Below are 21,207 nucleotides of genomic sequence, written 5' to 3'. Positions count from 1 at the left end.
AGAGGAGGAAAGTATCTACGTAAGGAAAGCCCAGTCTCTGGTTATCATAATACTATTAGGAGGTTTCCTCATGTTTTTGTTAAAGAGAGTTATCCCTGCTTTTTTTCTGATCCTATCCCTCTTCGCTTCTTCCGTATCCGCTGCACCGCCCGATCACTCTCAGTATAAGAACCGATACATATCCGCTCAGCTTTTAGGTATGAATGATTTCCACGGTCAATTGGACGTATATAGAACGGTCGATGGCAGAAAAGTAGGAGGAGCTGAATACCTGGCTGCTTATCTTGAGAAATATGAAGCAGAAAACAAGAACACGCTGCTGATTCATTCAGGTGATGTGGTTGGAGCAAGTTCCCCTGTTTCCTCGCTTTTGCAGGATGAACCTACCATTGAAATTTTAAATGACATTGGTTTTGATGTAGGAACTGTTGGCAATCACGAATTTGATGAAGGCGTTGCTGAGATGAAGCGCTTGATTTACGGTGGAGAACACGAGGAGACGGGAGACTTTGAAGGAGCTTCCTTTCCTTACACTGTTGCCAATGTGAAGGATGAAGAAACGGGAGAACCGATCCTTCCCCCTTATGTCATCAAAAAAGTAAATGGGATGCCTATTGGTTTTGTTGGTGTTGTGACAACGGAGACGAAGGACATTGTTCTTCCAAGTGGAATTGAAGGAGTCGAGTTTACAGATGAGACCACAGCGATTAATCAAGCTGTCAGTGAGTTAAAAGAAAAGGGAGTTGAATCCATCGTCGTTCTTGCTCACGTTCCTGCCTCTTCTGATCAAGATGGCTCGAACGCTTCAGGAGAAGTCGTTGATTTTGCTCCAGAAGTCGACGATGAAGTGGACATCATTTTTGGCGGACATAATCATGCGTATGCAAACACCGTTGTTGATGGAAAATTGATCGTCGAATCTTACTCTTATGGAACAGCTTTTTCTGAAGTAGATATTAAGATTGATCCAAAAACGAAGGATATTGTTGAGAAAGAAGCTTCCATTGTAACGACTTACCATGACGGGATTGAACCAGATCAGGCCGTTAGAAACAAGGTAGACGATTATAAAAAAGAAATTGAAGATTTGGTCGAAGAAGTAATTGCACAGGCCGCTGAGCCGATCACGAAGGAACAAGAGGAAAGCGGTGAATCCGCACTCGGTAATTTGGTAGCTGATTCCCAGCGAGCGGCCATGGATACGGATTTTGCCTTTATGAACCCAGGCGGAATCAGAGCCAATTTAGATGAAGGGCCGATTACGTGGGGAGAGCTCTATACCATGCTTCCATTCGGGAATAACCTTGTACAAATGACGCTGACAGGCGATCAGATCAAAGCTCTGCTTGAACAGCAATGGTCAGGCAGCTATGCTCGTATCTTACAAATCTCTGGACTTGAATACACATGGGATCGTGACGCTCCCGTTGGAGAAAAAGTGACATCCATGACTGACAGTCAAGGCAATCCAATCGATCCAGAGCAGTCCTACACAGTGGCCGTCAATAACTTCATCGCAACGGGCGGGGACGGATTTACTGTCCTTAAGGAAGGAACCAATCAGGTGACAGGTCCCCTTGCTTTAGATGCGATGATCCAGTATCTGCAAAGCCAGAAAGACGCTATAGAAGCACCGGTATTAAACAGAATTGAAGTGAAGTAAAGGAATAGCTTAAGCCACTGTCCCCTCTTTACGAGGCGGCAGTGGCTTTTTTTTGAACTTGTTGGGATTAAGATGAGTCCTCCGTGGCATACAAGAGTGTTCTCTTTTTTTAAAAAATGAATAGGCTTATGTTGGAAGTTTTTTAAGAAAGGGGTAAGCTCATGTATCCTTACGACAATAGTGATCAGTTGGCATGGCAAGCGGCTAAGTATGATCTATTATCGAATTATTATAAGTACTCAGATCCTCAGAAGCATGTGTATTATTACCAGAGACATCTTGAGTGTATGCAAAGATTGATGATGCAGCATCACGGCGGACAGATGAGGATGCCAGGAATGAACGGGCAAGCAAAAGTGCGAGTGCTTCATGCTTCTCCTGATGCGCCAGCCGTAGATATTTATGTGAACGGACAGAAAATTTTAGAGGGCGTATCTTTTAAACAGCAAAGTGATTATCTAAGCGTGCCGCCAGGACAGTATAAGATCGACATCTATCCTCAAGGAGCGACGAACCAGCCAGTTTTATCACAAAACGTATCTGTAGAAGCAGGTAAAATGTACACAGTAGCAGCTGCAGGAAGAGTAGAGAATTTGCGATTGGTTGCTTTGGTAGATAACGATACAGTACCTTCAGGAAATGCAAAGGCTCGTTTCTGGCATTTATCACCAAATGCTCCGGCTGTTGATATCGCTGTAAAAGGTGGCGACGTCCTCTTCCGCAATGTATCGTTCGGAGAAGCGAGCAATTATCTGACGCTGCCACCGACGACCGCCGATCTTGAAGTACGAGTCTCGGGAACCAACCAGGCAGCTTTACAAATTCCTGGTGTAACGTTAAACCCTAATCAGGCTTACACAGCCGTGGCCGTAGGTCTAGCTGGAGGGCAGCCTCCGCTTGAAGCGATTTTTCTTCAACCTTGATCGGTAAAAATACAGGCAGCCTGCTTGCCTGTATTTTTTCTGCATAAAAACTTCGATTGGAGGATTGACCATGGCTGCTTTTGACCCTGGGAAGTTATCTGTGACCTTCCTGCCTCCTGCTGATTCCAGCCAGCCCCTCAGAGGGAGAAAATACACGCTTACCCATTCTGACATGACAGCTGAATTATTTTTAGATGTAGGTTATATGTTTAATAAAAACGCGATTAATCCTAAAATGAGGGATGAAGTCCTTGGTGAATGGCTCGTGGATTCATGGCGTCGTTTCTATCTGAAAGGGCAAGCGTATGTAGATGGGGGTGAATATAGCAACGAACAAGCAAACGTTCGGTTTACTATATTTAATAAAGAAATGACAACGGCATTAAAAGGAATGATTTATGGCGACCGAATGTTCTTCTCTTTTTACCCGTTCCTGCTTGACGCGCCCATCTTTGTGTACTTTCAATCCGTGTACGCGGAGTTTCGTCAGGTCATTTACTACGGGACACCCCGGCAGTATTTAAATGAAATTCTCTCAGAATAAAGAACGATGTCATTCTCTCCATTTATTCATGCATTTCAACAATGACATGTTCGATCTGATCAGGCAAATCTTGAAGCCGTTTGGATAAGAACGACGGCTGTAAGTGATAATCTTCTAATGCTTCAATCGGAAGCCATTGATAAATCAGCCGCTCCCCTTCTAAGCCGTAAAAGGGTCCGCTTTGTAAATGGCTTTCATTCGTATGTAAAAGATAATAGAATCCAAGCTCATGAAAATCGTTCTGATGATAGGTGAAGAAATTTTCTGCTACCCATAAGGACTGAATCACCTCTACTTCATAGCCCAACTCTTCTTTCATTTCTCTAATGATGGTGTCCTCCGACTTCTCCCCGATCTCAATTCCGCCACCCGGAAGCGCCCAATAAGCGTCACCTTTCTGTTTATGAAAAAGGACGTGGCCCTCTTCAATCAAAATTCCGGCCGATCGATAATTGAACCTTGTCTCCCTTGCTTCAAACCTTACATCCATATAAATACTCCTTCCTTATTATGTAATCCTGTTTGATCATAACACAGCTATTGAGGAACTACGGCAGCCCGATATTTTTTCTTCATAAGGACATACTGAAAAGCAAAAGGACTTATCGATTACTTTTCATAAAGGAGTTCCACATGAAACACCATCACCTGGTCAAACAAGCAGTCGAACATAAAAAAAATAAACAACTTAAAAAGGGGAAAGAAACCATCACCTGGTGGCAGCTTTCCCTGATTGGGATTGGCTCGATTATAGGAGCTGGTTTTTTCCTTGGAACCGGACTATCGATTAAAACAGCAGGCCCTTCAGTATTAATAGGATACTTAATTGCTGGTTTAACAACGTATTTTGTATTCAGTGCGCTTGCAGAAATGACGGTGAACGATACCGAGAAGGGCTCCTTTAGAGCCTATGCGAAGAAAGCATTTGGACATTCCGCTGGTTTCCTATCCGGCTGGATGTATTGGTTATCCGGGCTTTTGATCATGTCCAGTGAAATTGTAGCTCTGTCGACGTTTACCCAATATTGGTTTGAGGCCGTTCCTCTATGGCTATTTTCGATTATCTATGCATCATTAGGCTTCGGGATTAATTTGCTTGGGGTGAAAAACTTCGGGCAAATCGAGTCTCTCTTTGCCATCGTAAAGTTAGCCACGCTCATCATCTTTATCGGATTTGGAGCTTTAATTTTGTTCGGGGTTCTTGATCTGAACGAAGCAAGTTCTTTGCAGGACAGAGGCATTAGTGAGTGGTTCCCAAATGGATGGAAAGGACTTTGGTCCGCGCTTATCTTTATTTTCTTTTCATTCGGCGGCATTGCGGTTGTCGGAGTTGCTTCTTCAGAATTAAAGCACAAAAAGAATATCACTAAGGCCGGCACCGGATTAATCCTTATCCTCGTAACGGTTTATTTACTTTCCTTATTTATCGTAGTAAATATGGTGGATTGGAAAGTCATTGACGAATCCGAAAGTCCCTTTGTCACTGCATTATCTGCCTTTCATCTTCCTTACATCGATTCGATCTTTAACCTTATTATCATTAGTGCTGCTTTTTCAACTATGGTCGGTGCGCTCTTTTCAATCAGCCACGTTATGGTCTCTTTATCCGAAGACGGCGATGCCCCGCAGAAATTAAAGGAGAAAAACAGTCGAGGCGTAGCGGTAAAATCCTTACTGTTAACCGCAGGAGGACTTGCGGTATCGATTCTATTTTCTTATTTGCTGCCTGACACCATGTATGAATACGTCACCACGGCAGCCGGCGTCATGCTTATCCTTAACTGGGGAATGATCCTTGCCTCCCATATAAAATTACATCCTTCTTACAAGGACAAGCACAGTTTCAAAGCGTTCGGCTATCCTTATACCTCTTACTTGGGCATAGGCTTAATCTTATTAGCCATATCAGGTGCCCTCTTCCACGAAAATGAACGCATCGGCCTCCTGGTTAGCGCCGTCTTAATTGCACTTATCTTTGGCACTTATAAAGTGATTTTCAGGAAGAATTGACCCTCCTCAGGTCATCCAGAATCTGGATGACCTGAGGAGAAATAACTCAATAATAACGAGAAACTTCCTGGTCACTTAACAGGAGGTTTCTGTAATTAAAAAATCCCCCTTTCGGATCGTCGCACCGATCCGAAAGGGGATGATTTGGGGGTCATCTCCGTTTTTTCAGCTTCTTATACGATTTCGTCTTCCTCAAGTGTTTCCCTAATTCATCCAGTGGAATTACATCGACAAAGCGATCCTTATCAAACATCTCAGCGAAGGCATGTTCATGGGCTAACGGCTTTCTTTTTACAGTGTGACCAGCCTCTAATTCCGGCATGGAACCCACCTCCAAGGTTTGATGACTCTTTTTCTACCACCAGATGAACGATTTGAAACCAAGAGATCGGCTAGATTGATTCTGTATTCTATCCTATGAACAGCCAGTCAAAATTATGAGTACAAATTATACTCGGCTTGCTATATGATGGACCCGCTCTATAACCTCACGTATATCGCCCTGCGATACGTCATAATTCGTAACAAACCGGACCGTATGCGCACCAAATGGAACAGCAAGAACCTCTTCTTGTTTTAACTGAACTAAAAATTCTTCTGCGCTCAGGTTCAATCCTTCTACGTTAGCGAGAATAATATTTGTTTCCACTTTTCCTTCAATCTCGATCCCTTTCACGTTTCCTAAACCTTCTGCGAGAATCTTTGCCTGGTCATGATCCTCTGCCAATCGATCCACCATTTCTGTTAAAGCAACCAGCCCTGGAGCCGCTATCATTCCGACCTGACGCAGGCCTCCACCCAGCCGTTTTCTCCATTTTCGAGCTTTACGAATAAAATCAGTTGATCCAGCGATGACCGATCCTACAGGGGCACCCAACCCTTTTGATAAACAAAACTGGACAGTATCTGCTTGATCAGCAAACCGCTGAACTGATAGTCCACTAGCAACAGAAGCATTAAACAAGCGGGCTCCGTCTAAGTGAACAGGAATCCCTTGTTCCCTTGCGACTTCGTAGATGCCCTGCATGTTCTCTAAAGGCACAACTGCTCCGCCAGCCTTGTTATGAGTATTCTCAACGCAAATAAGTCCGGTTTCTGGAAAATGAATATCATCCGATCGGATCGCTGCGCGCACATCTGTAGGATCCATAGCGCCGCGAATTCCCTCTATCGTCCTTGGCTGCACACCAGCTAATGCAGACATTGAAGCACCTTCGTATAGAAAAATATGCGAGTTCGCTTCCAAAAGAACCTCATCACCAGGGTTACAGTGGGTCAGTCCGGCAATTTGGTTTCCCTGCGTGCCGCTTGTGACAAACAGCGCCGCTTCTTTTCCGAGCATCTCAGCTGCTGTAAATTCCAAGCGTTTTACAGTCGGATCCTCCTCGTACACGTCATCGCCTACCTCAGCTTCATAGGCCGCTTGACGCATCTCTCTTGTAGGCTTCGTCACCGTATCACTTCGCAAATCGATCATATGTATCTCCTCCTCATTATTAATTTTATTGTACGGAATAAAAGAAACATTGGAAATGATTTTGACCCTCCACCGACTCCCATAAATTCACATTTTAAAAGACTTGCCGTAAAACGCTTGCAAATGCGATACTGGGATACATTAATCAGATAAAGCGATAAAAGGAAAGGGAATCATTGTGGAGACAATCACAGCATTTTTTCAAGATATAAATAGTTTTTTATGGGGACCCGTTATGCTTGTGTTCTTGCTTGGTACGGGGGTGTGGCTGACGCTGCAGCTCAGGTTCATCCAAGTTCGCCATTTAGGGAAAGGGTTCAAGCTCACATTCGCCCCATTGTTTAAAAAAGAAAAATCCGAGGGAATCAATTCCTTCAAAGCCCTGGCAACTTCTATTTCTGCTCAAGTCGGAACTGGAAACCTTGCTGGTGTGGCTACGGCCATTGCTTCCGGAGGTCCTGGCGCGATTTTTTGGATGTGGATCAGTTCCTTTTTCGGAATGGCGACCATCTTCTCAGAAGCGATTCTGGCGCAGAAGTATCGTGTGAAAAAGGGGAGCCATTTCGTTGGTGGACCGGCTTATTATATCCGGGACGGTCTTGGCAGCCGGTGGTTAGCTGGCTTTTTCGCCATCGCCATCATCATTGCTTTAGGCTTTATCGGGAACATGGTCCAATCAAACGCCATTACAGTAGCCATGAATCAGGCGATAGGAGTCGATTCACTGCCAATCAACCTTGTGATCGGCGTAATCATCGCCTTTTTCGTTGGATTGATCTTATTCGGAGGGATTAGCCGGATTTCAAACTTTGCCGGTAACGTGGTGCCGTTTATGGCGCTTCTATATATCGGAGGAAGCTTGATTATCCTTATCTCTTACGCGGATCAGATCATTCCGACGCTCCAATTGATCGTACAAGCCGCCATCAGCCCAGAAGCTGCGGCAGGAGGAGCGCTTGGTGCTACAATTAAAGAAGCGATCCGCTACGGAATTGCGCGTGGTCTATTCTCGAACGAAGCAGGCATGGGTTCTACCCCGCATGCTCATGCGGTTGCTGAGGTCAAACACCCGACGCATCAAGGACTCGTCGCCATGGTTGGAGTATTCATCGATACGGTTATTATTTGTACACTGACCGCTATGGTCGTTCTGCTTACCAATGCTCATCAATCCGGCCTTGAAGGAAGTGCGATCACTCAGGAAGGCTTCGCCCGCGGTCTCGGATCCTTCGGCATTCCGTTCATTGCCATTTGTTTATTGTTCTTTGCCTTTACAACGATTTTAGGCTGGGCGTATTTTGGGGAAGTGAACGTCAAATTCTTGTTTGGAGATCAGGCGGTAGGAGTTTATCGAAGTGTCGTTCTTATCTTTATCGTGACAGGTTCTCTTGTACAGGTGGATTTTGTATGGGAAATCGCAGACACATTCAATGCCTTGATGGTCATCCCGAACATCTTAGCCCTGTTAGGATTAACAAAAGTGATAAAATCAACATGGCAGCAGACTCTTTAAAAAATCCTAAATAAGCACAAAACGGTCCGGAATCTTCCGGACCGTTTTGTGCTTATTTTTGTAAAAGATACCGATAAAGAAGGAGATCCCTTCCTTCGTCTCGTAAACATTCGTTATCAATGACATGGAAGGTAAGGAGGATACATTACATTATGGACCTTTTTAAATCAGTATTGATGCTGCATGTAATCGCAGGGTTTACCGCACTAGCCATTTTTTGGATTCCTCTTGTAACGAAAAAAGGTGGAAAGCTTCACAAACGAATCGGCTGGGTGTATGTGTGGGCCATGGCTGTCGTTGCCTTCAGTGCTTTCTATATGGGGATATACAGAATTGGTTTTGATACCTCAAGGAATGCGGAGGAACGTTCTTTTTCATTCTTTCTTATCTTTATTGCCGTCCTAAGTGCTTCTACTGCCTGGAACGGGATACGCGTACTTCGCTACAAAAAAAGAACAGAGAGACACCGTAATTTGTGGGATCTCGGCCTATCCACTCTGCTTATCATTAGTTCACTGATAACCATAGGAATTGGGTGGATCAATGACTTCACTCTGTTAAAATTTTTTCCTATTTTAGGCGTTTTTCTAGGATATGGACAGCTCAACTATTGGCTGAGGCCACCACGAACGAACATGCATTGGTATTTTGAACACTTCGGGAATTTAATTGGCTGCTCGATCGCTACGATCACAGCTTTCACTGTCTTCGGTGCTCCAAGATTATTGAACATTTCAAGTATCAATATTTTTCTATGGTTTCTGCCGACAATTTTGTTGACTCCGATAATCATTGGCTACACTCGCTACTATAAGAAAAAATTTCGTATTTCACCGGTAAAACGAGGCGCATAAAATGAAACTTTCGAATGTCGTTATTGAAAGGCGCTCATATGTACGGATTTTCACTGATTCATACAGAATGACAAGATTTACGGAGGATTCATAAACTTAACGAAACCTTTATTTTTAAAGGAAAAAAGGTTATACACATGTGGAAAAACAAACTAACGTTTTTAGTTACCCACACTATCCACAGACTTATGCACAACTATTGTTAATTTTCTAATATTCACAAGTTATCCCAATCTATGAACAGGTTATCCACATTTGGTATCCACATATGCACAAAACCCCAGGGCTATATGGTGGCGAACATAAATTCTACTACCATATATGCTATTTATCCAGAGGGATATGCACATCCTGTGGATATTAATTTTGTACAAAAATATGTGCACATAGAAGAAGAGGAGATCTACTTCGTTCATAGATCCCCTCTTTTTAGATTTACTCCTGTGAGCCTAAGGTTACGGTTACTGTATTCTTTTCGCCGTCACGGTAATAGGTAATTTCCATTTCATCGCCTGGATTTTTCTCATTGTATAAATACTTACGTAAGTCAATGATGTCCTCGACTTTTTGTCCATCTAACTGTGTGATGACATCCAGCGGTTTCATTCCTGCTTTCGCAGCTGGAGACATCTGTCTGATGCTTCGAATGTACAAACCGCCTTCTACTTCTTCAGGGAGATTCAAGGTGTTTTCCCACTCAGACGTTGGCACTTCATTCAATCCATAAGCTTCAATTCCGATGTAAGGACGGTTGACCTGGCCATATTGTTCAAGTTCGTTGATGATTGGCATCGCCGAATCAATTGGAATGGCGAATCCAATTCCTTCGACGGCGGATTGGGCAATCTTCATGGAGTTGATCCCAATGAGTTGTCCATCAATGTTGATCAAAGCTCCTCCACTGTTCCCCGGGTTGATCGCGGCATCCGTTTGAATCACCTCTGCCTGCCAGTCTTCCAGTCCATCTCCATTAAAATCCTGAGGAATAGCGCGCTGTTTTCCACTGATAATTCCTTGAGTAACGGATCCAGAGAAGCGTAATCCAAGCGGGTTACCGATAGCGATGGCCGGTTCTCCCACCTTCAGATTTTCAGAGCTTCCAATCTCAGCAACACTGTCTACTTGTTCACCAGACATCTTAAGTACGGCTAAATCTGTAAATATGTCACTTCCAACAAGCTGTGCTTTGATTCTCGTCTCATCCGCTAAGACGACTTCGATCTCATTTGCTCCTTCAATTACGTGATTGTTCGTAACCACATAAGCTGTCCCATCTTCTTTTTTATAAATGACACCAGAACCGACGCCTGCTTGCTGGGAATCTCCACTTTCTTCCCAAAAGTTCTGCTGAGACTGAAGATTGACAACCCCTACAACAGATGGAGTGACTTTCTCAACTACATCTGTGATCTGTGTATTAACATCAAGTTCGACATTCTTGGTCGTATTCCCTGTAAGTCCTTGATCATCCTGAACAAGGCCGCTTTCATCCTCCGGGATCGTAATGTCATAAGGCAGCAACTCGGTTTGTACGAGTGCAGGAAGCGCTAATAAGACGATAACAGCACCGAGGATGACACCTACAATGGTAGGCATGACCCAGCGTCGCCGCTGTTTATGCTGCTGGGTGGCATTAGAATGATCATCATAATAACCCACGCATCTTCACCTGTCCTTTCTCGTTCGTAAACTATCTACTTAGATATTGTTTCCTGTTTCCTAAGAAAATAAAACTTTTTAAACTTCGAACATCGGTGTAGCTTCTTCAGGATCTGTATCATGAAGCTCGAGGCGTGATCCCAGCTCAAATCCTCTCTCCTGAAGAATGTTCGATACAGACATGCGTGCGAGATCTTTCATATTGTTATCAAGACTTAAGTGAGCTAAATAAATTCGTTTCGTGCGATCCGATAAAATATCGGTAAGCGCAAGAGCACAATCTTCGTTCGATACGTGACCAGAGTCGCCAAGAATTCTTCGTTTAACGTTCCACGGATACCTTCCCATTCGAAGCATACTGACGTCGTGATTGGACTCAAAAATATAAGCGTCCGCATCTTCTACCGTCTTTTTGATTCGTTCAGATACATAGCCTAGATCGGTAACTAAAGCGACTTTTTTTCCTTCATGACGGAACGTATAGAACATTGGATCAGCGGCATCATGGGAAACAGCGAAGGACTCTATATCCAAATCTCCAAATGACTTCGTTTCTTCCATATTGAAATGAAACTTCTGTTCAAGAGAGACCTTTCCGATATGATTTTCCATTGCCTTCCACGTTTTTTCATTGGCATAAATCGGGAGGTTGTAACGGCGCGCCATAATCCCTAACCCTTTAATATGATCGCTGTGTTCATGAGTGACTAAAATGCGTGACAGCTCATTCGGATCGATATTAACTTGTCCTAGTAATTTCTCCATCCGTTTACCGCTTAGTCCCGCGTCTACAAGAATCTTTTCATCCCCTGATTCTATATAGAAAGCATTTCCTGTACTGCCTGATGCGAGTACACTAAAACGTAATGACATTCGTTTGACACTCCATTTAATTGGTTTCTCCAGAACTCTCTTCACTATTTTCACTTTCTGATTCAGATGGTGGTTCTGCTGAATCAGTCATTTCATATGACTCTTTAGCCGTTTGAATGAAATTCTCCTCATCTACAGGAAAAATTTTACCATCAATCGCATAGACGAAATGGTTTTCTTCTCCATTCACTGTTACTTTCCACGTTGGTCCGAATACTTGCGGTCCATTCTCCTCACCTGGAGATAGGGTGATGCCGTTTAGATACCCGATATTCATTGAAGTAATTTCATCCCCGGTTTCAATTTTACCTTCATCCAACAAACGTTTAACGGTCGTCATTGGAGAAATTAAAGACGTTTCTTTCTCTACTTCTTCATCCTCAAAAGACAATAACGTTGCGACATACTCTGTCATTTTACCATCTTCCACTTTAACCATTAAAAATCCGCTTCTATTGAAGTACACCGTACGATCATTCGTTTTCTGGAAAAAGAGTAATACGTTCTGCTCTTTGTTCCATCCCCAATAAGAGTACTGGTTGCTAAAAGGGACGAATTCTCCTACTTTCTCAATAACGTTGTCTTCTGTAAATTCTACAGGCTCTTTTAGCGTTGCTTTTAAGACATTATCTCTTACAAAGTTGATTTGCTGAGATCCTTCTTCTTCCAAGGCTTCAATATCGGATAAAACCTCCTCTGAGAATTCGCTCTGGGTCGACGTAACGTTTGGTACCATCGGAACTTCCGGTGGGATCTCTTCAGAAAGAGTAATGTTATTGTTCTCAAGCTCTTGCTGAACGGTATTCCCTGTTGTTGTACTTTGAGGTAACTCGGTTTGTTCTTGTTTACTTAAGAATTGTTGTAAAAGGAAGAGATCGAGAATGAGAAAGCTTAGAATGAATAATAATTTGATTTGCCCCCACTGCATTATCTTTGCCTCCTCATTTACGATACTTCTTTATTTTGCGTAATTTCTTCACTGAATAACGATATCCATTCCCCGTCGATCTTGATATACCACTGTGGCAGCAGGCTGTATGCTAGTCGCATACTTTGTTCTGTTAACTTATACCCGACTTGTATATCGTCAATATCCTCTAAAGCGATCTCTCTTTCTTTGATTTTACTAATGACTTCTTCTCCAGACTCTATAGTCACAGAGGAATCTTCACCATTTTCATAGGGAACAGGAAAGAACGAGACTAACGGGCGGATATACTCCTGGATCGAACTGCCTTCATATTTCAATGATATTGTCGATAAACCTGCCTCTTCATAAATAGGTAACCCATTATAATACATGCGGTAACTGACTTTATCTTTATTAGCTAAGATGTTCTCAAGGCGGAATGGGTTCGTCCATCCAAAATGGTTATTCATATCGTTGACACTTTTACTAAACAACTCATATTGGGTCCAATATGGGGATTGGTTCGTAATTTTATATTGATACTTCATCAGTCGTTCATCGTTATAAACATCAAGCACTCGAAAGGTTTCTACATATCTGCGATCCACAGAGTCCGAGTATGATTGTCTAATTGTTGAGCTGGCCGGAAACAGAAAATTTTGTAAGGGCGTTAATGGAACATTATTAGTCTGCAATACTTCTGTAGGATAAGAATTTTTGTCAGCCGGCAGGTAAATATGATTATACTGAGTGGCATCTCCTGTATCTCCACTCCAATCATCCAAGCGAAAATGACTGACCATCTCATGATTGTCTACCTCATTAAAAAGCTGGGTAGCTGCCTCTTCAGTAAGCGACGCACTCACTTTCGTCGGATTCTCGTCTTCATTCGTATCCATGATGTAAACCATATAAGGAGATACAGACTCAGAGTCATGTTCATGAACCACAAATATACGATCAAAGACAGAGTCTTCTTCGGGTAAATCCTCTTTAATAGAGAAAATATGATTCAGCACTTCAAGCGGCAACTTAGAGGGAAAGATGATTTCCGCTGCTCTATCCCCTTCTTCAAGTTCGGGAGGTGAGGGGTTATCATTGATATTTACTAATCGCCATTGTTTCATTTGCTCGTAAAGCTGGGAACGATCGTTAGGATCTGCATAAGAATAATAGGACCCTTGAGTTTGGTACACAACCTTAGCTGGTTCGACAAGGTTCTGAATTTCAACTTGCTCTCCACCCGCCTCTTCCAGCGTCGTTGGACCAATGTCTTTATTTTCATCTGCTTGGTTGAAATTCGGCTGATAATTCCATAATGCGACAGTTAATAACAAACTGAAGGCAATCAATATGACTAAAATGACGGACTTCATAGTTTCTATATTCACGATTGACCCCTCCGCTTCTGACTCATGAGCGGTAGTGTAAAGTAAACGGTGGTTCCTTTACCCTCTTTACTTCTTGCCCAGATTTTTCCGTGATGGGCTTCAATCATTTCCCGGGCAATAGCGAGACCAAGTCCGGTTCCGCCCATTTCTCTGGCCCTTGATTTATCCACGCGGTAAAAGCGATCAAAGATCTTATCAACGGTATCAGGAGGCATCCCGATCCCCTCATCTGATACACTCACCACTAGCTGCTTCCTAGTGGAGTGAACATCAAAGCGGACGGTCCCACCTTCCGGGGAGTACTTGATGGCATTAGAAATGACGTTATCTAACACTTGCGTAATTTTATCTTTATCCATCCACACATACATGTTGCGGGTATCTAAATTACGTTCAAAGGTCATCTTTTCATCTTTATTCATTTCAAAACGATCAATAATATGGTTGAAGAAACCGATAAATTCGACCCGCTCTTTCATTAAGGTGGTCTCTTTGTGATCCATCTTAGTCAGCTGTAGGAGATCATTCACTAGACGGATCATCCGATCAGTTTCATTTTGTGTAACATCTAAAAATCGGGGGGCGATATCTTCGTCTCTCCACGCCCCATCGTTTAGCGCCTCGATATAGCTTCTCATCGTCGTTAGCGGTGTGCGAAGCTCATGCGATACGTTCGATACGAACTCTCGACGCTCTTGTTCAACTTTTTCTTGCTCTGTAACATCACTGATTACAGTGATAAACCCATTCATTTCATTGTTTTCATCTTCAACGACAGAGAAATTGGCCTTTAACAATAAGTGCTTATCTTCGGTGCTTAAATCAATGATCAGAGAGCCAGTCTCCTCCAGTTCACTCATTTCTTCAACTTGATCGTTCAGATCAAAAAGGTCGATGAGTGATTGGCCCTGGACATCCTCAAAATTCTGGCCAATCAGCCTTGCTGCGGGTTCATTCATTAATATGATCGCCCCAAGCCGGTCTGTAGCGATGACACCATCTGACATATTCGACAGAACGGAACTTAATTTCCGCCGCTCGCCTTCTGTTGTAGCCTGGGCTAATTTCAATTTATCGTTCAAATCATTAAAGGTGATCCCAAGCTGACCGATCTCGTCATTCCCTTTCACATCGACTTTTTGTGAAAAGTCACCAGTAGCCATAATTTGAGCCTGTCTTTTCATTTCTGTCAGCGGCTTCGTTATCGTTCGAGCAACAAGAATACCTAATAAAGCTGTTATGGCAATAGCAAGCAGTGTTCCATTAGCAAAAATCCGATTAATCGATTGCATTTGATTATATATACCGTCCATCTGCGCTTCATAATTTAGCACACCTACGATATTACCTTCTTCATCTATAATCGGTTTGGCGCCGACATATAAGCGTTCACCATCGGAAGTAACGGGCTGAGGCTGTGATTCCCCCAGAATGAACACTTTTGTAATTCTAGATTCTGTTACCTTTTTTCCGATGGCTGACTGATCGCTTATATTAGCAATTATGCTCTGTGAACTGTCAATAACCTGAAGCTTACTAATATCCGTCTTATTAAATTCTTCGAGCAGATTCTGCACCTCTGCTTCCAGAGTTGGGGAATCTTCCCCTCTTTCTGCTGTAAAGGCATTCTGCAAACTAAAGGTCAACGATTCTACACGGTCATCAATAGAAGTCGTAAAATTAGTTGTCAACTGATCTTCTAATTTCTTAACAAAATAGGCACCAATGACTTGGATGCCTAATAACATGAGTAAAATGTACACAACAATAAGTTTCAGCCGGACCGACTGAAAAAAGCCAACCTTTTTCATAAAACCCTTACTCCTGCTCTGGGTTTCTTAAGTAATAGCCTACCCCGCGTCGGGTAACAATCCAAACAGGGTTACTCGGGTTCTCCTCTATTTTTTCACGCAGACGGCGCACCGTTACGTCAACCGTGCGAACGTCTCCATAATAATCATAGCCCCATACGGTTTCTAAAAGGTGTTCTCGGGTCATAACTTGTCCAATGTGACGGGCTAAGTAGTGCAGCAATTCAAATTCACGATGAGTAAGTTCGATGTAAGAACCGTCCCTCGTTACGGTGTAAGCATCAGGGTGAATCGCCAAACGTCCGATGGTAATGTCCTTCGGCTGATCTGTGCTATCCTCAGGTTCCTGCTGCTGACGACGCAGGTTCGCTTTAACACGGGCAATCAATTCACGATTACTGAATGGTTTGGTCACATAATCGTCTGCTCCCATTTCAAGCCCAAGAACCTTGTCAATCTCCGCATCTTTCGCGGTCAGCATAATAATCGGCATATTTTGTGTCTTTCTTACTTCACGACACACTTCGTTTCCATCTTTATTTGGAAGCATAATATCAAGTAAAATTAAATCAGGTTTTTCATCGTTTGCTTTATTGATCGCTTCATCGCCATCATAAGCGCACACGACCTCGTATCCTTCTTTTTCTAAGTTGAATTTCAATATATCAGCTATAGGCTTTTCATCATCTACGACTAGAATCTTTGGAGCCATAAAGTCACATCCTTTTCATCAACTTCTATACTCTATCTCATTTTAACTTATTTACAGCTAAATGTCTTACTTCATCTATATAGAATCATTCCCTAAACTTATAAAAAACATCCACTATGAGGCCTCATAGTGGATGTTCTACTTAGAAATAGGAAAGTGGATTCTTTAGTGAACCATCCTTATGCACTTCAAAATGCAAGTGAATTCCCGTCGAATGCCCTGTTGTTCCCATTATTCCAATAGACTGACCTTTTTTCACGACATCTCCTTCTTTTACGTCGAAGGAAGCAAGATGTGCGTAAATGGTTTTATACCCATTATTGTGGTCAATTACAATTTTATTTCCAAAGCTTGGCTGACGTTCAGCCGTTACGACTGTTCCGTTATCAGCAGCTTTAATCGTTCGGTCACTGACGCCGGCAATATCGATGCCCTTATGCATGCGGCCCCAGCGTTGCCCCAACTTACTCGTGATTTGACCGCCCATCGCCGGCCATTCAAAGTTCCCAGTGCCCCTGGAAGGAACGACCTTTGTCCCTTTTAAGATAATTTCTTTGACAGGCTCTTTTGTTACTTCTTCTTTCGTAACTTCTTTCTCATCTAATTCACCATTCACTATCGTTTTCGTAAAGTGTATGGTTCTTTCCCCGTCTTCTCCTTTTTGCTTTACTTCCGTATCTCCTTTGTAGAGTTCATCCGTCTCTCTCACTTCTTTTTCATGGGAGATTGTCTCGGTCTTTGTGCCTTGTTCTTTTACGATGACATCTAGCAATGGATCCTTCTCTGTAGTTTTTTCTACGTCTTCGCCATCCGGCTGTTCTTGCTCTTCTTCATTAGCATCAGCATTCATTAGGTGATCCTGTGACATTTCGTATCGAACAGAAGTTTCTCCTTCCTCGATTTTAGCCACGGCTTCTTTCACTGTGGTCATATCAGAAGGTTGAACCTTCGTTGGTTTTTTTGTCACTTTTTCGGAAAGCTGAACATCTGTAATGGCTGACTTATTGTCTCCTAATTTCTCCGCCTCTCCTTTAGATTCGGCTTCATCAAGTTTAGTCAAGGTTTCAGCATCGACATATTTCTCTTTAAGTTGACGGACTACTTCGTCTGCCTGCTCTTCACTAGGAAGAAAAGCAACCGTTTCTCCATCTATTTGTAAATCTACAGCGGAAGCCGCTATCGTAAGTTCTTCCTCTAGGGACTGGATTACTTTATCATTTTTTAAGTCGGGGGCAAACATTTTTTCAGACTCGAAAGAAACATCTTCCTCGACCACCATATCCCAATTTTCGTGTTTATTCTCAGCATTTTCGACCCGATTTTCAACATAATTCTTTACAACTTCTTCGTTTTCTACAATTCCTACACGTTTACCATCTACAAAAACGTGGTATGTAGTTTTAAAGCTGTTCTCAGCATATGCTGTACCGACACTTAAACTAAGACCAATTAAAGCAGTTGCGGCTATTTTTTTTCCTATACCTTTGCTGCGAAACATCCCGTATCCTCCTGTTAAAAAATTACCGTATATTTCTATTTATTTATATTTTTATTAAGAATTATTTCTCACTCCCTAAATCTATCATAGCCAAAACCCTGTTAAAATAGATTTCCAAGCTTGTAATTAAGACATAATATAGTTTCCAATATCTCGAAAAAAATATTTTATTTTTACTTAAATAATGTAAATTTACACTAAAACGATTACATTTTGATTACAATTTTTAGTAGAATTTATTTCTTTTTTTAGAAATTTTTTGAATATTGTTCTTTTAATTTCCAGTACATACACACAAAAAAAACGTCTACGAAATTTCGTAGACGTTTTTTAAAAGTGGCTCGGGACGGAATCGAACCGCCGACACACGAATTTTCAGTCCGTTGCTCTACCGACTGAGCTACCGAGCCATGATTAAGATAGATGGTATATTTTTGTTCTCGCACCATACCTGGTTTCGATGTGATTTCAAAGATGTCCTGTGCTCGTCACATTGCAAGTTATTCGGTGTAGCCTACGCTCCTCGCAAAGCCTACGATGGTGACTATTCGAGGGTGTTTTACGGCTTCTCTACCGACTTATCTGCAAGCCAAGAAGATTAGATTAAAACTTCATTAATTCGCCATAGTTTCAGTAGTTGTTTCGATTAATTTCTCTCTGCAACCCTGCTATAATAAAAATGGCGGTCCGGACGGGACTCGAACCCGCGACCTCCTGCGTGACAGGCAGGCATTCTAACCAACTGAACTACCGGACCAGCAATACATGCTGTTGTTTTACCGCAACGATGAATATCATATCATAGCTGAATCCCAGGCGCAATAGAATTTTAGTCTTCTATCCAACATTCATTTATAATTTGACGTTCTAAACGAACATTATCGAGTAGAGAGGAGGTGCAATAATGAAAAAAACGGTCAAGACTCTAGCATTCATACTTATTATCATGACAGTCGGATTTATGGGTTTTTTACAGCTTAATCCACCGCTAGCCCATGGCTCTGTAGGTACAACGACCGACAAGCAATCCGTGATCGTCGCACTTGGCAACAAAAGCCTGATGGGTGACATTAAAATTACGGATGTATCCATTAATGGAAACGAGCCCGCTACTAATCCTTTAGTTCAAGTGAGTGATTCAGATACTGGTTTTATCATATCCAATACTTACAATCCCTATAAAGGGGAATATCACATGCAAGACTACAAATCTATCACCCTCGAACCAAACAGCTCCCCCGTTAGCTCAAAGGATCAGGATCAGGATCAGAGGAAAGTAGCTGCAAAAAGTAACGATTCCAACCGCATTTATGGATTAAGTATTACAGAAGAGATCCCTATTGAACAAATTGAAGTCTCTTACCGCTATTTAGGGTTCACTTTTGTCACGACCATTAATGTATAATAAAAACCGGGCCTTTCTAGCCCGGTTTTATAGTTTCATCATTTTCACCAATTCATTTGGCTGATTAGATTCTAAAATCAAACGTCGATTGGCCTCAGGTACGAATCCCGCTTCAATCGCATGATTGATTAAGTTCATCAGCGGAGTGTAGTAGCCTTCAATATTGAACAAAGCTAACGGCTTCTCATGCAGTCCGATTTGAGCCCAACTCACTGTTTCAAACAATTCTTCAAACGTACCGAACCCTCCGGGGAGCGCAATGTATCCATCTGCGAGCTCACTCATCTTAGCTTTTCGCTCATGCATCGTTTCAACTTCAATCATTGTTGTAACATCAGGGTGTGCAATTTCTTTTTGAAAAAGGTGAGTAGGCATAATGCCTGTGACTTTCCCGCCTTTTTCTAAAATGGCGTCGGCCATCACTCCCATCAGTCCACTTTGAGCCCCTCCATAAACGAGCTCAATCTGTTTCTCAGCAAACACTTTCCCCAGTTCTTTCGTTCTTTTTGCAAAAGCCGGATCATTTCCGGCGCTCGACCCTGCAAATACACATATCCGTTTCACGTGAAACACCCTCCTTCATTTCTATCCTAAACAAAACACGCCTAACTTAGCCAAGTCAGGCGTGAAAAATTATTATTCACTATAAACGCTGCGAACCACATTCGTTTGAGAACGATCTGGACCTACAGAGAAAACAGAAAGCGGAATCCGAGTCAATTGGGATACACGTTCAATATAGTGACGTGCATTTTCTGGAAGTTCATCTAAGGATTTCACTCCTGTAATATCTTCTGTCCAGCCAGGCATTTCTTCATAAACTGGCTCACATTCTGCTAAGACTTTCAAACTCGCAGGAAATTCGTCTAAGATTTCACCTTTGTATTTATAAGAAGTGCAAATCTTTAGTGTTTCAATTCCAGTGAGAACATCGATGGAATTCAAGGATAGATCTGTAATCCCGCTCACACGACGGGCATGACGTACAACCACACTGTCAAACCATCCGACACGGCGCGGACGCCCAGTTGTCGTGCCATACTCTCTTCCCACTTCACGAATTTGATCACCGATTTCATTATCCAATTCAGTCGGGAACGGACCATCTCCAACACGGGTTGTGTAAGCTTTTGATACACCGACAACGTGCTTGATTTTAGAAGGACCAACTCCAGAACCAATTGTAACTCCACCGGCAATCGGGTTGGAAGAAGTCACAAAAGGATACGTTCCCTGATCAATATCCAGCATAACCCCTTGTGCACCTTCGAAAAGAATACGACGCCCTTCGTCCAGTTTGTCATTCAAGACAACAGACGTATCGCATACATACTGAGCGATTTGCTGACCATATTCGTAATATTCATCTAAAATTTCTTCTACTGTGAAAGGTTCCGTTTCATAAACTTTTTCGAGCAGACGGTTCTTCTCAGCTAAATTTTGCTCTAGTTTTTCACGGAAGCTTTCTTTATCCATCAAATCGGCAATACGGATCCCTGTACGTGCAGCTTTATCCATATAAGCAGGTCCGATTCCTTTTTTCGTCGTTCCTATTTTATTTGCGCCTTTTTCCTCTTCTTGAAGTTCATCTAATTTCAAATGGTAAGGAAGAATCACGTGAGCGCGGTTGCTGATTCTCAGGTTATCTGTAGAGACCCCTTTATCATGCAAGTACGCAAGCTCATCCAGCAAAGCTTTAGGATCAATGACCATCCCGTTACCAAGTACACATACTTTATCGTCAAAAAAGATTCCAGATGGAATTAAGTGCAGTTTATACGTGACACCATCAAATTTAATCGTATGACCCGCGTTGTTTCCACCTTGGTAGCGAGCAACAACTTCGGCATTTTGTGATAGAAAATCGGTAATCTTGCCTTTTCCTTCGTCCCCCCACTGGGTTCCGACAACAACTACTGAAGACATAAGGCACCTCCGCCAAATTTTTGTTTTAAATTAATTCC

General features: G+C 42.5%; 19 protein-coding genes and 2 tRNA genes. 7 read left to right on the top strand and 14 right to left on the bottom strand.

Going from position 1 to position 21,207, the window contains the following annotated elements:
• Positions 1-76: 76 nt before the first annotated feature.
• From HM131_RS01485 to HM131_RS01475, 3 genes are all read left to right on the top strand, one after another.
• Positions 77-1,663: a bifunctional metallophosphatase/5'-nucleotidase gene (locus tag HM131_RS01485; RefSeq protein ID WP_232324915.1), complete on the top strand. Its 1,587-nt coding sequence runs from the start codon at positions 77-79 to the stop codon at positions 1,661-1,663.
• A 161-nt stretch (positions 1,664-1,824) separates the two neighbouring features.
• Positions 1,825-2,586: a DUF4397 domain-containing protein gene (locus tag HM131_RS01480; RefSeq protein WP_085027237.1), complete on the top strand. Its 762-nt coding sequence runs from the start codon at positions 1,825-1,827 to the stop codon at positions 2,584-2,586.
• A 70-nt stretch (positions 2,587-2,656) separates the two neighbouring features.
• Entirely contained in the window at positions 2,657-3,130 is a 474-nt protein-coding gene (locus HM131_RS01475) for a staygreen family protein (protein ID WP_085027235.1), read from the top strand.
• 22 nt (positions 3,131-3,152) lie between these two features.
• Here HM131_RS01475 and HM131_RS01470 read toward each other — a convergent pair whose 3' ends face one another.
• Positions 3,153-3,620, bottom strand: coding sequence for an NUDIX hydrolase (locus HM131_RS01470; protein WP_232324842.1), 468 nt, complete (start codon positions 3,618-3,620; stop codon positions 3,153-3,155).
• A 143-nt stretch (positions 3,621-3,763) separates the two neighbouring features.
• On the opposite strand from HM131_RS01470, the gene HM131_RS01465 reads away from it, so the two are divergent.
• Positions 3,764-5,140, top strand: a complete 1,377-nt coding sequence (locus tag HM131_RS01465; RefSeq protein ID WP_085027231.1) for an amino acid permease — start codon at positions 3,764-3,766, stop codon at positions 5,138-5,140.
• A 151-nt stretch (positions 5,141-5,291) separates the two neighbouring features.
• Here the strand turns inward: HM131_RS01465 and HM131_RS20545 are convergent, their stop codons facing one another.
• Entirely contained in the window at positions 5,292-5,462 is a 171-nt protein-coding gene (locus HM131_RS20545) for a hypothetical protein (protein ID WP_157130737.1), read from the bottom strand.
• A gap of 126 nt (positions 5,463-5,588) precedes the next feature.
• Entirely contained in the window at positions 5,589-6,617 is a 1,029-nt protein-coding gene (gene ltaE / locus HM131_RS01460) for a low-specificity L-threonine aldolase (protein WP_085027229.1), read from the bottom strand.
• A gap of 235 nt (positions 6,618-6,852) precedes the next feature.
• Between ltaE and HM131_RS01455 the strand changes: the two genes are divergently transcribed.
• Both HM131_RS01455 and HM131_RS01450 read left to right on the top strand, forming a co-directional pair.
• A complete protein-coding gene (locus tag HM131_RS01455) occupies positions 6,853-8,130 on the top strand; it encodes an alanine/glycine:cation symporter family protein (RefSeq protein WP_232324841.1) in 1,278 nt (425 codons plus the stop codon).
• Positions 8,131-8,282: 152 nt separating this feature from the next.
• On the top strand, positions 8,283-8,984 hold the full coding sequence (locus HM131_RS01450) for a DUF2306 domain-containing protein (RefSeq protein ID WP_085027226.1): 702 nt from the start codon (positions 8,283-8,285) through the stop codon (positions 8,982-8,984).
• Positions 8,985-9,419: 435 nt separating this feature from the next.
• Here HM131_RS01450 and HM131_RS01445 read toward each other — a convergent pair whose 3' ends face one another.
• The 9 genes from HM131_RS01445 to HM131_RS01405 form a co-directional block, all read right to left on the bottom strand.
• Positions 9,420-10,643: a S1C family serine protease gene (locus HM131_RS01445; RefSeq protein ID WP_085027224.1), complete on the bottom strand. Its 1,224-nt coding sequence runs from the start codon at positions 10,641-10,643 to the stop codon at positions 9,420-9,422.
• Between the two features lie 78 nt (positions 10,644-10,721).
• Positions 10,722-11,516, bottom strand: a complete 795-nt coding sequence (locus HM131_RS01440) for an MBL fold metallo-hydrolase (RefSeq protein ID WP_085027222.1) — start codon at positions 11,514-11,516, stop codon at positions 10,722-10,724.
• Positions 11,517-11,532: 16 nt separating this feature from the next.
• On the bottom strand, positions 11,533-12,444 hold the full coding sequence (locus HM131_RS01435) for a two-component system regulatory protein YycI (protein ID WP_085027220.1): 912 nt from the start codon (positions 12,442-12,444) through the stop codon (positions 11,533-11,535).
• A 17-nt stretch (positions 12,445-12,461) separates the two neighbouring features.
• Positions 12,462-13,817 (bottom strand): YycH family regulatory protein, encoded by a 1,356-nt coding sequence (locus HM131_RS01430; protein WP_085027218.1) that lies wholly within the window; start codon positions 13,815-13,817, stop codon positions 12,462-12,464.
• Entirely contained in the window at positions 13,814-15,628 is a 1,815-nt protein-coding gene (walK, locus tag HM131_RS01425) for a cell wall metabolism sensor histidine kinase WalK (protein ID WP_085027216.1), read from the bottom strand. The genes HM131_RS01430 and walK overlap by 4 nt, the downstream gene beginning before the upstream one ends.
• A gap of 7 nt (positions 15,629-15,635) precedes the next feature.
• Positions 15,636-16,340: a response regulator YycF gene (gene yycF / locus HM131_RS01420; RefSeq protein ID WP_085027214.1), complete on the bottom strand. Its 705-nt coding sequence runs from the start codon at positions 16,338-16,340 to the stop codon at positions 15,636-15,638.
• 142 nt (positions 16,341-16,482) lie between these two features.
• Positions 16,483-17,838 (bottom strand): peptidoglycan DD-metalloendopeptidase family protein, encoded by a 1,356-nt coding sequence (locus HM131_RS01415; RefSeq protein WP_085027212.1) that lies wholly within the window; start codon positions 17,836-17,838, stop codon positions 16,483-16,485.
• Positions 17,839-18,175: 337 nt separating this feature from the next.
• Positions 18,176-18,248: transfer RNA gene (locus HM131_RS01410), tRNA-Phe, on the bottom strand.
• A gap of 270 nt (positions 18,249-18,518) precedes the next feature.
• Positions 18,519-18,595: transfer RNA gene (locus tag HM131_RS01405), tRNA-Asp, on the bottom strand.
• Between the two features lie 147 nt (positions 18,596-18,742).
• Between HM131_RS01405 and HM131_RS01400 the strand changes: the two genes are divergently transcribed.
• The gene (locus HM131_RS01400; RefSeq protein WP_085027210.1) at positions 18,743-19,243 is read left to right on the top strand and encodes a hypothetical protein; all 501 of its coding nucleotides are present in this window, start codon (positions 18,743-18,745) and stop codon (positions 19,241-19,243) included.
• Between the two features lie 27 nt (positions 19,244-19,270).
• Here HM131_RS01400 and HM131_RS01395 read toward each other — a convergent pair whose 3' ends face one another.
• Together HM131_RS01395 and HM131_RS01390 are read right to left on the bottom strand one after the other, a co-directional pair.
• Entirely contained in the window at positions 19,271-19,807 is a 537-nt protein-coding gene (locus HM131_RS01395; RefSeq protein WP_085027208.1) for an LOG family protein, read from the bottom strand.
• 72 nt (positions 19,808-19,879) lie between these two features.
• The gene (locus HM131_RS01390; protein WP_085027205.1) at positions 19,880-21,169 is read right to left on the bottom strand and encodes an adenylosuccinate synthase; all 1,290 of its coding nucleotides are present in this window, start codon (positions 21,167-21,169) and stop codon (positions 19,880-19,882) included.
• Positions 21,170-21,207 lie beyond the last annotated feature (38 nt).

It is taken from the genome of Halobacillus mangrovi (assembly GCF_002097535.1).
Classification (GTDB): domain Bacteria; phylum Bacillota; class Bacilli; order Bacillales; family Halobacillaceae; genus Halobacillus; species Halobacillus mangrovi_A.
This window is presented reverse-complemented; position numbering and strand designations above follow the sequence as displayed.